Origin of the sequence: Acinetobacter sp. ANC 4910 (assembly GCF_004331035.1) — a bacterium.
Taxonomy (GTDB): domain Bacteria; phylum Pseudomonadota; class Gammaproteobacteria; order Pseudomonadales; family Moraxellaceae; genus Acinetobacter.
This window is the reverse complement of the sequence record NZ_SJNT01000024.1, coordinates 20,229-35,497: the sequence shown is the minus strand read 5'-3', so window position 1 is coordinate 35,497 and position 15,269 is coordinate 20,229. Positions and strand designations below refer to the sequence as shown.

Below are 15,269 nucleotides of genomic sequence, written 5' to 3'. Positions count from 1 at the left end.
ATGATTATTTCATCTGCAAATGATTATCGCGAAGCTGCGAGACGTCGTTTACCGCCATTCCTTTTCCACTACATTGATGGTGGAGCCTATGCAGAATATACCCTGAAGCGCAATGTAGAAGATCTTTCTAAAATTGCATTAAGACAACGTGTTCTGAACGATATGTCAGAGCTGAGTCTTGAAACCAAACTATTTGATGAAACCTTGTCGATGCCTGTGGCATTGTCACCAGTAGGTTTAACGGGTATGTATGCGCGTCGTGGTGAAGTTCAGGCGGCAGTGGCAGCGGATAAAAAAGGCATTCCTTTTACATTGTCGACGGTTTCAGTGTGTCCAATTGAAGAAGTGGCACCTGCTATTCAGCGTCCAATGTGGTTCCAATTATATGTGCTGCGCGATCGCGGATTTATGCGTAATGCTTTAGAGCGTGCCAAAGCAGCGGGTTGTTCAACATTGGTATTTACCGTGGATATGCCTGTTCCGGGTGCACGTTACCGTGATGCCCACTCTGGAATGAGTGGACCCAATGCCGCAATGCGTCGTTATATGCAGTCGTGTTTCCACCCACATTGGGCGTGGAATGTCGGCATGATGGGACGTCCGCACGATTTGGGTAATATTTCTAAATATTTGGGTAAGCCGACTGGTCTCGAAGATTACATCGGTTGGTTAGGTTCTAACTTCGATCCGTCTATTTCATGGAAAGACTTAGAGTGGATTCGTGAGTTTTGGGATGGCCCAATGGTGATTAAAGGCATTCTTGATCCCGAAGATGCCAAAGATGCAGTGCGTTTTGGTGCGGATGGTATTGTGGTTTCAAACCATGGTGGTCGTCAGCTCGATGGTGTTTTATCTTCTGCACGTGCGCTTCCGCCAATTGCTGATGCGGTCAAAGGCGATATTAAAATCCTCGCAGATTCAGGGATTCGTAATGGTTTAGATGTGGTGCGTATGCTAGCGATGGGTGCGGACACCTGTATGCTGGGTCGTGCCTTTGTTTATGCCTTAGGTGCTGCGGGTGGTGAAGGTGTTTCTAATCTATTGGAACTGATTGATAAAGAAATGCGGGTTGCCATGACGTTGACTGGTGCCAAAACCATTACAGATATTACATCTGACTGTTTGGTGAAGTTAGAGCGAGAATTGGCTGAGTGAAGAGCTTTAACGAGTGTAGTGGTTCAGTCATAAGTTTATGAGTTGAAAATATTTAAATTTTTTAATTCATCTCCCAATTCATTTTACTTTAATCCCTCCCAGCCTCCCTTTTAGAAAGGGAGGGGCTACATCTTTCAAGATTGAAGGAATGAAAAAGTCCCCCTTTTTTAAAGGGGGATTCTTCCAATACAGGATTAAAATTTAGGTTTTTATTTTTAATTCAAAACTTAAATAAAAAATTAGATTAATAAACATTATTCCTGATTAACATTTGGAATAGGGAAATTTCATATGCAAACTCAATCAGCTGCACAGCAAACCATTCAAAAGCTCATCGCGATTGTTGGTAAACAACATGTATTAACTGAAGATAAAGACACACGCTTATATCGCCAAGGTCGTCGCTATGGTGCGGGAAAAGTGTTGGCTGTTGTCGCACCGGGTTCATTGCTTGAACAATGGCAAGTCCTACAAGCTGCTGTTGATGCGGATTGTATTGTAATTATGCAAGCGGCCAATACCGGTTTGACAGGTGGTTCAACCCCCTTTGGTGATGATTATGACCGCCCTGTGGTATTGATGAGCACACGTCGGTTGACGGGCATTCAAATTATCCGTGATGGGCAGCAAGTGATTTGTCTGCCTGGAGCAACCTTAGACCGTTTAGAAAAAGAACTGGCACCCTTTAATCGTGAACCGCATTCGGTGATTGGTTCTTCATGTATTGGTGCATCAGTACTAGGTGGAGTCTGCAACAACTCAGGCGGTGCCTTGGTACGTCGTGGTCCTGCTTATACTGAGCTGGCATTGTATGCGCGAGTCAATGAGACAGGGCGATTGGAACTCGTCAACCATTTAGGAGTGGATTTAGGTACTACGCCTGAAGAAATCTTGTCTCGTCTGCAAAACAAGCAATATCAAATGCTTGATGTGCAGCATAATCCAAGTTGTTGTGCATCTGACCAGCGTTATGCCCATGATGTCAAACAGGTAGATGAAGCGACCCCTGCACGATTTAATGCTGATCCATCCCGCTTGTTTGAAGCATCTGGTTCGGCAGGAAAAATTTGTGTGTTTGCAGTTCGACTAGATACTTTCGAGAAGATTCCAAGTCAGGTGTTTTATGTGGGCACCAATGCACAGGATGATTTGACCGAGATTCGTCGTTTTTTACTGAAAGATTTGCCGAGATTACCGATTGCAGGGGAATACATTCACCGCATCGCATATGACATTGGTGCAGAATATGGTAAAGATACTTTTGTCTTTATTGAAAAATTTGGTACGGCTAAAGTGCCTGCTGCTTTTGCCATGAAAGACAAAGTTGATGGCTATTTGGAAAAAGTAGGCTTGAAAGGATTGTCCGATAAAGTCTTGCAATTGATCACCAAGTTTATGCCGAATCATTTACCAAAACGTATGAACGAATTTCGTGATCTTTACGAACATCATCTGATTTTACGCATTGAAAATCAGGATGTGGAGCAAGTGAAACAGTTTCTGAGTGGCTATTTCGCTCAACGTTCTACAGGCAATTTTTTCCATTGTACGGATGAAGAAGGACGAAAAGCCTTTTTACATCGCTTTGCGGTCGCAGGTGCTGCGATTCGTTATCGTGATACCCATCGGAGTGAAGTGGAAGATATTGTAGCGCTGGATATTGCTTTGCGTCGTAATGACCGTGAATGGGTGGAAACCTTGCCTAAAGAAATGGACCAGATGATCGTACATAAACTGTATTACGGCCATTTTTTATGTCATGTGTTCCATCAAGACTATATTGTCAAAAAAGGTGTCGATCCTTTAGCGATGGAGCATCAAATGTGGCATTTACTGGATGATCGTGGTGCTGAATATCCAGCGGAGCATAATGTTGGACATTTATATGTCGCGAAATCTGCATTAAAACAGCATTATCAAAAACTTGACCCAACCAATAGTTTTAATGTGGGCATTGGACAGACTTCGAAGTTAAAATACTGGAAGTAAATACAACAGCTGATTCATAAGTTGTGATAAAAGTGTAGTCAACTCGTAATAGAATTTGGCTACACTTTTTTATTGGCTGATTATTTTGCGAATCAGTCTGCTAAAGCCATAAACAAAATAAAAAATCACGTTAAAGTATTATGCAACAAGTTGCAAAGCAAATAAATTATAAGGATTCACCATGACCACACCCTATATAAATACTTTAAAACCCCTTCATTTGGGTTTTACCACCATTAAAAACCGTGTGGTGATGGGCTCTATGCATACAGGTTTAGAAGACCGCTTTTATAATTATCCTAAATTGGCTGCCTATTTTGGCGAGCGCGCGAAAGGTGGGGTTGGGCTGATTATTACGGGTGGAATTTCGCCGAACCGTCAAGGTTGGTTGCTTCCTGCAGGCGGTACCATGAATACCATGGGGGATATTGCACCGCATCGCTTGGTGACCCATGCAGTGCATAAGCATGGGGCAAAAATTCTCATGCAGATTTTACATTCGGGTCGTTATGGCTATCAGCCTTTCGTGGTATCTGCCAGCCCCATTAAGTCGCCTATTTCACCATTCAAACCCCGCCAGATGAGTGAAAAACTCATTTTGGACACGATTCAAGATTATGCCCAAACATCATATCTTGCAAAATTGGCGGGTTATGATGGTGTCGAAATTATGGGTTCAGAAGGTTATTTACTGAATCAGTTTTTAAGCCGTCATGTCAATCAACGTCAAGATCGTTGGGGTGGTTCGATTGATAACCGTATGCGTTTTGCGGTTGAAATTGTCAAAGCAATCCGTCAGAAAGTGGGGGAGAAATTTATTATCTGTTTCCGCTTATCTATGTTGGATTTGGTGCATGATGGCAACACCATGCAAGAAGTGATTACCGTTGCACAAGCTTTAGAAAAAGCAGGTATTACGTTATTAAATACAGGCATTGGTTGGCATGAAGCGCGTATTCCGACCATTGTGACTTCGGTGCCACGTGCAGCATTCGCTGACTATACTGCAGAAGTGAAAAAGCATGTGACAGTACCTGTGATTGCTTCGAACCGAATTAATATGCCAGATACAGCGGAAGAAATATTGGCGCAAGGCAAAGCCGATATGGTGCAAATGGCACGTCCATTCTTGGCAGATCCCTATTGGGTCAATAAAACAGCGACCAATCGGGTGGATGAGATTAATACCTGTATTGCCTGTAATCAGGCGTGTTTGGATCATACCTTTAAAAATCAACGAGCAACTTGCTTGGTCAACCCACGTGCGGCATTTGAGACTGAATTGGTTTATGTCAAAACCGCTAAGCCTAAACGTGTCGCGGTGGTCGGTGGTGGTGTGGCAGGCATGTCGGCAGCGACAGTTGCGGCTGAACGTGGGCATCAAGTGACATTGTTTGAAGCCAGTCATGAAGTAGGTGGACAATTTAATTTAGCTAAAGTGATTCCTGGCAAAGAAGAATTCCACGAAACGATTCGCTATTTTAAAGTGCAACTGGAAAAAACCGGGGTCGAGCTACGCTTAAATACTCAAGTCAGCCGCGAACAATTAGAGCGAGAAGGTTTTGAAGAGGTCATTATTGCTACGGGAGTCGCGCCACGGGCCTTAAAGATTCAAGGCAGCGATGCACCGAATGTACTTTCTTATGCGGAAGTACTGCGAGGAGCAGCAGTTGGTCACCGTGTTGCCGTGATTGGTGCGGGGGGAATTGGCTTTGATGTGTCTGAGTTTTTATTAAAACCGCCACATCAGCCTCAGCCACAACCTTTGGCAGAGTGGAAGCGAGAATGGGGCGTCGATGCTGAAGCGCACTATATGACAGAAGGTGGTTTGCAACATGCAGAAGTTGAAGCGCCTGTACGAGAGATTTATTTATTACAGCGTAAAACTACGCCATTAGGCATTGGATTGGGCAAAACTTCGGGTTGGGTGCATCGTGCACAATTAAAAAAACATGCGGTACGCATGTTACGTGGTGTGCAGTATAAAGCCGTGACCAATGAAGGTTTATGGATTGAAACCAATGGTCAGGATCAGTTACTTCGAGTGGATACAATTGTGGTGTGTGCAGGACAAGAATCTGTGAAAGATTTGATGCCAAATGAAGAAGGGCAGGCCACTTTAGCCAATTATCATATTATTGGTGGTGCAAAGCTTGCAGCAGAGCTTGATGCCAAGCGTGCAATCCGCGATGGTGCTGAAATTGCAGCCAAACTTTAAGGAATTGATGAAACAATACGCACTTGAATGCTTTAACCGTACTTTTTACTTGTCTAAAATGAAAAAGCTTAGTATTCTCTCGCACATGGAAGCGTGGCAGAGCGGTTTAATGCACCGGTCTTGAAAACCGACGAGGGTGTGAGTCCTCCGTGAGTTCGAATCTCACCGCTTCCGCCAAATTCAAAAAGCCCCTGTATTAATACAGGGGCTTTTTTATTGTCTATCATTTTGTAAAGGATAGTCACCACATCAAATTTTGGATTGAATTGGCTCCTTAACCCGTATTTGAAAGATTAAGGAATGTAGTTTAAAAACTGTATCTAAATCTAGCTATATTTATAGTGTCATGACAACAGCTCATCTTTCTAAATAACCTGAATCCTGCTTAAGCCGATATTTCCATAATATGAATCATCGGCTTGTTTTGATGACAAACCTGATAAGCATATAACGATGCATAAATCCCTGTGACACCTCGAGCTTTAAATTGTACGTGTCTTTCAGTAAGCTAAATAAAGTTTCTATTTTATTGCGCTGTCTTAGGTGATATTCATCTTCTTTTGATAATTGAACTATCCGTGTGTTTTTATGATGATAGGTCATCAAATTAATGTTTTGTTTGTTCAGGGTTAATTCTTCATTGATGTAAATTGAAATGCAAGAAGCTTCAAACTGGATATCATCACTCATACCCAATTCAGTACTTGAATTTGAGTGATTTAGGAGGGGTTTTCCTTTCAAATATTTGTTCAGCAAAGTTGCATTGAGTGAATGTTAAGGCATCAATTAATACCTTAACATTTCAGTTTTTTTAAGCGTTAATGAGTTGGTGTAGCATAAAGTACGCGACTATTCTTAATAGTTTAATCTTGAGAAAAAAAGGGATGAGTGATCTTCCTTATTTTTTCGTTAAAAATTTGTCATTAGTGATACTAAACCAAATATCAAAGCACTGACTCCAATGATTTGAAAGAAGGTTGATAAACTTGCATTAAAATATAAGACAGAGATACTTCCAATAACAGCAGCAATGATCATTCTGGTCGTACCTGCTAAGAGAGGGCCTAATAATCGTTTTGAACCTTGGCCTGCAAAATAAAGTGCCATACCAATACCTATCGCGCCATAAAAAGGCGCAACATGCTGCAAGTAATTTATTCCAGTCTGAAGAACAGATGGATCATGACTAAAAAAACCAAGCCAAATGGAAGGAAAAATACTAAAGAAAAGTCCTATTGAGCCAGTAATAAGAAACGTAATGAAAACCCCGATCCATGTTATACGACGTGCTCTTTGAAATTGTCCAGCTCCGTAATTAATACCAACCATGGTCATGATTGCTGAACCGATACCGAACATAAGCGGAACTTGTATGTAGTCTAATCGGGACGCAATACCGTACCCAGCGATTGCATCAGATCCAAATTGACCAACTAGGGTAGTTATGAGGACAACAGTTAAATTGAGTTGAATTATTCCGATAGCGGATAGTGAACCAATACCAAGAATATCTTTGAAGAACTGAAAATTAATGGGCTTGATCGATAATTTGATAATGCTATGCGTTGTTCGCATGTGTCTAATTAAGCATATGATGGCAAAAATATAATAACTTAATACAGCGAGTCCAGCTCCGGCCACACCAAATGAAGGAATGAATCCCCAGCTAAAAATAAAAATAGGTGATAGAGGTAAAAGTAGTACTCCACCTAGAAGTGTTATGCGAGCTGGGGTTTTTGTATCACCTGCACCGCGTAAAGCTGCTGAGAGTAAGGCTACAGCCCATATGAGAGGTGAACCAATAAAAATAATATTGGAATATTTTAGAGCAGCATTCAAAGCTAAGCCCGTAACCCCCATTAAGTGGTAGATGGTGGGAGCAGCGCTGAGCATAACAATACTAAAAATTCCTCCCAAAAGGCCAGCAAGAATGACACCATGCCAGACAAGGGATTGGACATCTTCTGATTGTCCTGCTCCAGAAGCCCGAGCAATTGCTGAGGCTAAACCTCCCCCAAACCCACCATTTGCTAGCATTTGCATGAGCATAAGAATTGGGAACACAACGGCTACACCTGCCATTACGTCAGTTCCCAAAGAACTTACAAAATATGTCTCTAGTAATCCAATCAATGTTTGTACGAGTAGAACAGCTATGGTCGGTAACGCCAGTTTTAGCATTACTTGGGTTATTGGGCCGTTTAAGATGGCATGATTTAAATCGTGTGTACTTAAAGACTGGCGTACTGATTGTTCTTGCATAACAGATTCTCGTTTTATGAATTACTTGCCTACAATTGCAATAGGGTTGTCTTAAAAATTTTGAGGTTGCCAGCCGCCACCTAGTGATTTGTAAACTGCTACAGCTGCAAGGGCCGAATCAGTTCGTGCTTGAAGTTCTCTATCTGAAAATTGCAAAGCGCTTGAATCTGCTTGTAATACTTCTATTCGACTGTTAATTCCTTTTTGATAGGCAATTAGAGCGATTTTCTGTGCATGCTTTAATGCATTTTCTCCATCTTGGAGAGCCATTAACTGTTCTTGTCGTTTGGACAAAGTTGATAATGAGTTTTCTACATCTTCTGCTGCATGTAAGACGGCTAATTGGTAGGCTGCAAGCTTTTCGGCTTCTTGGCCCTTGGCTAAGCGAATTTCTGCATTAATTCGACCAAAATCAAATAAGCGCCAACGCAAGCCTAATAAGCCAGCAGCCTGATTTGCACCACTTGAAAATAAGTTTCCACTTGCTGTAGTTGCACTACCTATCAAACCGCCTAGAGAGACCTTTGGGTAATATTCTGCAATCGCACTGCCAATGCGTGCATTTGACGCTGCTAATTGTCTTTCAGCCATGATGAGATCTGGTCGTCTACGTAAAAGATCACGAGGTGTTCCGGTTTCTGTAATCTGAGGAATAACCGGAATTGGTTTTACTTCTGTTAGTTCTGCTCGGTGAGTTCCCGGTACGGTTCCAAGCATGACATCGAGGGCATTCATGGCAATATCTAGATTCATTCCAAGAACAGGAATAACAGCTTGAACTTGAGCGACATTCGCTTTGGCTTGTTTGACCTGAAATTCGGAAGCTAATCCTTTGCTATATAAAAGATTAATAGTTGAAAGAAGTTGTTGTTGAGTTTTTAATTGTTGATGGGCAATATTTAATCGAGATTGTAAGCCTCGAATATTAATATAGATATTGGCAGTTTGAGCTGCGACCATTAAACGGACGGCTGAGGCTCCTGCGTTTGAAGACTGATAATTTGCAAGAGCCGCTTCACGATCTCTACGAAGGCCTCCAAAAATATCTAACTCCCAAGTTGCACTTAAATTTGCCTCATAAGAACTGCCATGTCGGTCAAAATCTGGCATTGAATTTAAAACTTGCCCCAATGGTGTTTCAACAGATTGGTAAACTTTAGCTGCTTGTGCGCCAACTGTACCTATTGGTTGTAAAGAGGCATTAGCTGCCGATAATCCTGCCTGAGCTTGAGTCACTCGAGTATATGCTTGGGTCAGATCAAGATTTTGTTTTAACGCTAATGTGACATATCGAGTAAGTTGAGGATCGTTAAAACTTTGCCACCATACGGCAATATCTGCTTTGCTATTGTCATTTGATGAGTTTAACGGTGTGCCAAGGTATTGCTCGGGTAGAGATATATTAGGGCGTTTATAATTAGGACCTACGGTACACGCAGTAAGAGTACTTACGATGATTGGTAGGAGAACGATAGATCTAGATAACATATTTCCCCCGAGGCGAGATTTTGAACAATAGTTTAATTGTGACTATAATACAATTTAGTCACTAGTTGTCAATATCATTTCGCAAGAGTTAAACTGCCACTTTCAGATAAAGGTTTAAATTGAAAATATGAGTAAAGAAAAAAGTAGTTATCCTGTTTCGAAGCGAGGACCAGAAGATCATGACGTAAGAGATCAAATCCTGAGTGCCGCTACAGAGCATTTCAGCCGATATGGTTATGAGAAAACTACAGTTTCTGATCTTGCAAAATCTATAGGTTTTTCTAAAGCTTATATTTATAAATTTTTTGAATCTAAACAAGCGATTGGCGAAATGATATGTGCCAATTGTTTACGTGAAATTGAAGATGAAGTTAATACAGCCATTAAAGAAGCTGAGTATCCCGCAGAAAAATTAAGGGTGTTATTTAAAGTAATTGTTGAAGCAAGCCTTCGTTTATTTTCTCAAGAGCGTAAGCTTTATGAAATTGCCGCTTCTGCTGCTTCCGAGAAATGGGATGCAACAGTCGCTTATGAAAATCGAATCCTTAAAGTACTACAAAACATTATTCAAGAAGGTCGTCAATCTGGTGATTTTGAAAGAAAAACTCCAATTGATGAAGCAGTTAAGGCTATTTATTTAGTTATGAGACCTTATCTGCACCCACTACTTTTACAACATAGTATTTCATATAACACGGATGCTCCAGTCTTGCTTTCTAGCCTCGTACTGAGAAGTTTATCGCCATAATAGATTTGTGACTATTGACTAAATTGGTCACTTGATTAAAAATGAGTCTCCTGATTAATTTCTTAAGGGGGGCTCAAATATGCTTTATCGTCGCCTTATTCCGTTTACAGCAATATGTATATTTCCTTTTTTCTTGCTCGGTTGTGCTGAAAATACGCAATCTGACCCCCGTACTTCGGCGCCGTTAGTACGAGTCGCAACTGTACAAGACGAAATCACTTCTGATTCAAGAGCATTCACAGGCACGATAGGGGTACGGGTAGAAAGTGATTTGGGTTTTCGTGTCTCTGGTAAAGTCATCAAACGATTTGTTGAAGCAGGCCAGACAGTAAAGCGCGGTCAGTTACTGATGCGTATTGATCCGGTCGATTTAGAACTTGCTGCTAAAGCCCAACAAGAAGCTGTGGGTGCAGCCAGAGCCCGTGCAGAACAAGCAGAGAAAGATGAAGCCCGATATCAGGATTTACGTGGAAGCGGGGCTATATCTGCTTCTGCCTATGATCAGATTAAAGCGGCAGCAGACACAGCGAGAGCGCAGCTAAGTTCGACTCAAGCTCAAGCTAGGGTGGCATTAAACGCGAGTCACTATGCCGATTTAATTGCGGATGGTGATGGTACGATTATGGAAACACTGGTCGAACCAGGTCAGGTTGTCAGTGCGGGTCAAACAGTCATTCGCTTGGCTCATTCGGGTCAAAGGGAAGCAATCATTCAGCTTCCAGAGACATTACGTCCTGCAATAGGGGCTATTGGTCAAGCTACACTGTTTGGTAAAGAAAATATAAGTGTTCCAGCTAAACTTAGACAGTTATCAAATACAGCAGATCAACTCACTCGTACTTTTGAGGCACGTTTCGTCTTAGAAGGCGATTTAGCAAATGCTCCTTTAGGTTCAACGGTTACTGTACGTATTGCCAATCAAAATCAGAGTTCACAACATTTTTTACAAGTGCCAGTCGGTTCCTTACTTGATAAGGGTAAAGGAGCTGGAGTTTGGGTAATTAATGGAAAAACTCAGAAAGTAACGTGGCGTCCTGTTGTTGTTAAACAGCTTGATGATGAATATGCCTATGTCACTGGCAATATTCAAAGTGGAGACCGAATTGTTGCTTTAGGTGCGCATTTGCTTCGAGAAGGTGAGTTGGTACGTATTGCATCACAAGCGAGTCATCCTTCAGTTGAAAATGAAGGGGATCACTCATGAGTGAAAAAGGTTTTAACTTATCAGCCCTTGCTGTGCGTGAACGCGGTATCACGCTATTTCTGATTTTTTTGATTTCAATTGCTGGCATCGTTGCTTTTTTCAAGTTAGGTCGAGCCGAAGATCCAGCTTTTACAGTGAAGGTTATGACCATTGTGACGGCTTGGCCTGGAGCAACTGCTCAAGAGATGCAAAATCAAGTTGCTGAAAAAATCGAAAAACGGATGCAGGAGCTGCGTTGGTACGATCGAACAGAAACCTATACCAGACCTGGCTTAGCTTTTACGACACTGACTTTACTTGATAGTACGCCACCATCACAGGTGCAAGACGAATTCTATCAGGCGAGGAAGAAAGTAAATGACGAGATGAGCAACTTGCCCGCCGGTGTAATTGGACCACTCGTTAATGATGAATATGCAGATGTAACTTTTGCTTTATATTCATTAAAGGCAAAAAATGAAGCGCAAAGATTATTAGTACGTGATGCAGAAACAATTCGACAGCAGTTACTTCATGTGCCAGGCGTAAAGAAAGTCAATATTATTGGTGAGCAATCTGAACGTATCTATATTGAATTTTCACATGAGCGTTTGGCAACCCTAGGCGTAAATCCACAAGATGTATTTGCTGCACTGAATAATCAGAATGTGCTTACTCCCGCGGGTTCTATTGAAACCAAGGGTCCTCAAGTTTTTGTCAGATTAGATGGTGCTTTTGACAAGTTACAAAAAATTCGTGACACCCCGATAACGGCTCAAGGTCGCACCTTGAAATTGTCAGATATTGCGACAGTTAAACGCGGCACTGAAGATCCTGCAACATTCATGATTCGTAATGGTGGGGAACCGACCTTACTGTTGGGCGTGGTGATGCGCGAAGGATGGAATGGATTAGATCTAGGTAAATCATTAGAGAAAGAAGTTAGTTCCATCAACGAAGATTTACCTCTGGGTATCAGTTTAAATAAAGTGACTGATCAAGCGGTCAATATTAGCTCATCGGTAGATGAGTTCATGATTAAGTTCTTTGCAGCATTACTTGTGGTTATGTTTGTAAGCTTTATTAGCATGGGATGGCGTGTTGGTGTCGTGGTTGCTATGGCTGTACCACTCACATTAGCTATTGTTTTTGTAGTGATGCTGGCAACGGGTAAAAACTTTGACCGGATTACACTTGGCTCTCTTATTCTTGCTTTAGGGCTTTTAGTTGACGATGCCATTATTGCGATTGAAATGATGGTCGTCAAAATGGAAGAGGGCTTTAGTCGGACAGCAGCTTCCGCCTATGCATGGAGTCATACAGCCGCGCCGATGCTTTCAGGAACATTAGTCACCGCTGTTGGATTTATGCCAAATGGTTTTGCTCGCTCTTCAGCGGGTGAATATACCAGCAATATGTTTTGGATTGTTGGTATTGCACTTATTGCCTCATGGATTGTTGCTGTAGTTTTTACACCTTATTTGGGTGTGAAAATGTTGCCTGATTTTAAAAAAATTGAAGGTGGCCATACTGCAATTTATGACACACCACGATATAACCGTTTCCGTCAAATTCTTGAACGCGTGATTGCGCGTAAATGGATTGTTGCCGGTAGTGTAATCGGCCTATTTGTTTTAGCCGTCGGTGGAATGGCATTGGTGAAAAAACAATTTTTTCCAATCTCTGACCGACCTGAAGTACTTGTTGAAGTACAGATGCCTTATGGTACATCGATTACGCAAACAAGTGCTGCGACAGCAAAAGTTGAGGCTTGGTTATCTAAGCAACATGAAGCAAAGATTGTGACATCGTATATTGGTCAAGGTGCACCTCGTTTTTATTTTTCGATGGGGCCTGAGTTACCAGATCCAGCCTTTGCCAAGATTGTGATACGAACTGACAATCAAGAAGAACGTGAAGCTTTAAAACACCGCTTAAGACAAGCGATTTCAAATGGACTTGCGACTGAGGCGCAGCTACGTGTAACACAACTTGTATTTGGACCCTATTCGCCATATCCAGTGGCTTACCGAGTTTCAGGCCCAGATCCAGAAAAATTACGTGTGATTGCAGCTCAGGTTCAGCAAGTTATGAATGCTAGCCCAATGATGCGAACTGTAAATACGGATTGGGGAACTCGTGTGCCAGCCCTACATTTCACATTGGAACAAGACCGCCTGCAAGCAGTTGGTCTGACATCAAGTTCAGTCGCACAGCAATTACAGTTTTTGTTAACTGGTATTCCAATTACATCTGTACGTGAAGATATTCGTACAGTGCAGGTGATTGCTCGTTCAGCAGGAGATATAAGACTAGATCCTGCAAAAATTGGTGATTTCACACTCACGGGAGCAAATGGACAGCGTATTCCTTTAGCACAAATTGGCAAAATTGAAGTTCGCATGGAAGAACCAGTCATCCGCCGTCGAGATCGGGTGCCAACAATGACCGTTCGTGGAGATATTGCTGAAGGGTTACAACCACCCGATGTATCTACTGCAATTACTAAACAGCTTCAACCAGTCATTAAAGATTTACCAAAGGGTTATCAGATTGTAGAGGCGGGTTCTATTGAAGAGTCAGGTAAAGCCACTAAAGCCATGCTTCCTATTTTTCCAATCATGTTGGCAATGACTCTACTCATTATCATTCTTCAAGTGAGGTCTATCGCTGCAATGATTATGGTGTTTTTAACTAGCCCGTTGGGATTAATCGGCGTGGTGCCAACACTTCTTTTATTTCAGCAGCCCTTTGGTATTAATGCATTAGTCGGGTTGATTGCATTGTCTGGAATTTTGATGCGTAACACGCTCATCTTAATTGGACAGATTCAGCAAAACAAAGAAGCTGGGCTTGATCCGTTGAATGCAGTGGTTGAGGCCACAGTACAACGTGCCAGACCTGTAATTTTGACAGCTTTAGCAGCTATTTTAGCTTTCATTCCTCTGACTCACTCAGTGTTTTGGGGAACGCTTGCTTACACACTTATTGGCGGAACGCTTGCAGGAACCATTTTGACTTTGGTTTTCCTGCCAGCAATGTATTCGATCTGGTTCAAGATCGGGGCTAAACCAGCAGTTTAATGATCAAATTTTCAAATTTAAAAGTTATTGGAGTTCATATGTCAAACTCAAAAGTGGTTGTAATTACAGGTGTTTCATCTGGCATTGGGCAAGTTACAGCAGAAAAATTTGCTAAACTCGGCCATAAAGTTTTCGGTACAGTCAGAAATAAAGTCAAAGCTCAACCTTTAGAAGGCGTTGAGCTTGTCGAGATGGATGTGTCAGATGAAGACTCTGTCCAGCTGGGGATTCATTCTATTATTGATAAAGCTGGGCATATTGATATTTTGGTTAATAATGCGGGAGCAAGCTTAATTGGTGCAGTAGAGGAGACCTCGATAAAAGAAGCAGAATTTTTATTTAGCACCAATGTATTTAGTATTCTTTGTACGATACAAGCCGTATTACCTTATATGCGGATACAGCATTATGGAAGAATTATAAATGTGAGTTCAGTATTGGGTTTCTTGCCTTCACCGTATATGGGACTGTATTCGGCGACTAAACATGCAGTTGAAGGATTGTCTGAATCTTTAGATCACGAGCTTCGCCAATTTGGAATTCGTATATCCATTGTTCAGCCTTCATTTACTAAAACCAATTTAGATAAGAATGCACCCTTAGCAAGGTCTAAAATTCCTGAATATGACAATGAGCGCAACTTAGCGACTCATGCCATCTTAAAACAGATTGATCAAGCACCTCAGCCCGATAGTGTTGCGGATACCATTGTTACAGCGGCACTGAATGATTGGCAAATGCGCCGTACACCATCTGGACAAGCATCTTTGTTAAGCAGGTTGCGTCGATTTATGCCAAGTAGTCTTGTTGATAAAAGTATTCGAAAGACTTTTGGTTTGAAATGAGTTTTAGGGATTATTTAGATATTAAGATAGAAACATAAGAAGCTATGCGTCTATCTTAGGTTCTGTCGACATTTACTGTGCAAAAAATAACGAGAAAGTGAAACTCAATCGCCAAACCAAATTTACTTCTCGCTATGCTTTAACCCATGCTGACTGATCAACACGGGTTAAAGCTGAAATCTACTGTCCACAATTTTGGTATCTATCTCAAACATAATCTCGGAAGTTTTATCGAAGCAATTCTTTATAGAATTAGAACTGGCTGTCCTTGGTGAGATTTACCAGAATCTTTAAATGA

Annotated in this window: 9 protein-coding genes, 1 tRNA gene and 2 pseudogenes; 9 read left to right on the top strand and 3 right to left on the bottom strand. The window is 41.7% G+C overall.

What is annotated here, in order from left to right; genetic code table 11:
- From lldD to E0H82_RS16165, 4 genes are all read left to right on the top strand, one after another.
- The gene (gene lldD, locus E0H82_RS16180; protein WP_131265734.1) at nucleotides 1–1,155 is read left to right on the top strand and encodes an FMN-dependent L-lactate dehydrogenase LldD; all 1,155 of its coding nucleotides are present in this window, start codon (nucleotides 1–3) and stop codon (nucleotides 1,153–1,155) included.
- A 291-nt stretch (nucleotides 1,156–1,446) separates the two neighbouring features.
- Nucleotides 1,447–3,144 carry a D-lactate dehydrogenase gene (gene dld / locus E0H82_RS16175; protein WP_131265733.1) on the top strand — a complete coding sequence of 566 codons (1,698 nt, stop codon included), beginning with the start codon at nucleotides 1,447–1,449 and terminating at the stop codon, nucleotides 3,142–3,144.
- 181 nt (nucleotides 3,145–3,325) lie between these two features.
- Nucleotides 3,326–5,362: an NADPH-dependent 2,4-dienoyl-CoA reductase gene (locus E0H82_RS16170; RefSeq protein ID WP_131265732.1), complete on the top strand. Its 2,037-nt coding sequence runs from the start codon at nucleotides 3,326–3,328 to the stop codon at nucleotides 5,360–5,362.
- A gap of 87 nt (nucleotides 5,363–5,449) precedes the next feature.
- A tRNA-Ser gene (locus E0H82_RS16165) sits at nucleotides 5,450–5,539 on the top strand.
- Between the two features lie 208 nt (nucleotides 5,540–5,747).
- Here E0H82_RS16165 and E0H82_RS16720 read toward each other — a convergent pair.
- The 3 genes and pseudogenes from E0H82_RS16720 to E0H82_RS16150 form a co-directional block, all read right to left on the bottom strand.
- A pseudogene (locus E0H82_RS16720) lies at nucleotides 5,748–6,010 on the bottom strand (IS982 family transposase); the annotation flags it as partial.
- A 261-nt stretch (nucleotides 6,011–6,271) separates the two neighbouring features.
- Nucleotides 6,272–7,624 carry an MATE family efflux transporter gene (locus E0H82_RS16155; protein WP_131265731.1) on the bottom strand — a complete coding sequence of 451 codons (1,353 nt, stop codon included), beginning with the start codon at nucleotides 7,622–7,624 and terminating at the stop codon, nucleotides 6,272–6,274.
- A gap of 51 nt (nucleotides 7,625–7,675) precedes the next feature.
- Nucleotides 7,676–9,112, bottom strand: coding sequence for an efflux transporter outer membrane subunit (locus E0H82_RS16150; protein WP_131265730.1), 1,437 nt, complete (start codon nucleotides 9,110–9,112; stop codon nucleotides 7,676–7,678).
- A gap of 127 nt (nucleotides 9,113–9,239) precedes the next feature.
- Between E0H82_RS16150 and E0H82_RS16145 the strand changes: the two genes are divergently transcribed.
- The 5 genes and pseudogenes from E0H82_RS16145 to E0H82_RS16795 form a co-directional block, all read left to right on the top strand.
- Nucleotides 9,240–9,860, top strand: a complete 621-nt coding sequence (locus E0H82_RS16145; protein ID WP_131265729.1) for a TetR/AcrR family transcriptional regulator — start codon at nucleotides 9,240–9,242, stop codon at nucleotides 9,858–9,860.
- Nucleotides 9,861–9,939: 79 nt separating this feature from the next.
- A complete protein-coding gene (locus tag E0H82_RS16140; RefSeq protein WP_131265728.1) occupies nucleotides 9,940–11,064 on the top strand; it encodes an efflux RND transporter periplasmic adaptor subunit in 1,125 nt (374 codons plus the stop codon).
- Complete coding sequence (locus E0H82_RS16135) at nucleotides 11,061–14,126, top strand: efflux RND transporter permease subunit (protein ID WP_131265727.1); 3,066 nt, start codon at nucleotides 11,061–11,063, stop codon at nucleotides 14,124–14,126. Before E0H82_RS16140 ends, E0H82_RS16135 begins: the two co-directional genes overlap by 4 nt.
- A gap of 38 nt (nucleotides 14,127–14,164) precedes the next feature.
- Nucleotides 14,165–14,971, top strand: a complete 807-nt coding sequence (locus tag E0H82_RS16130; RefSeq protein WP_131265726.1) for an oxidoreductase — start codon at nucleotides 14,165–14,167, stop codon at nucleotides 14,969–14,971.
- Nucleotides 14,972–15,117: 146 nt separating this feature from the next.
- Nucleotides 15,118–15,243: pseudogene (locus E0H82_RS16795) on the top strand (IS5/IS1182 family transposase); the annotation flags it as partial.
- Between the last annotated feature and the right edge of the window lie 26 nt (nucleotides 15,244–15,269).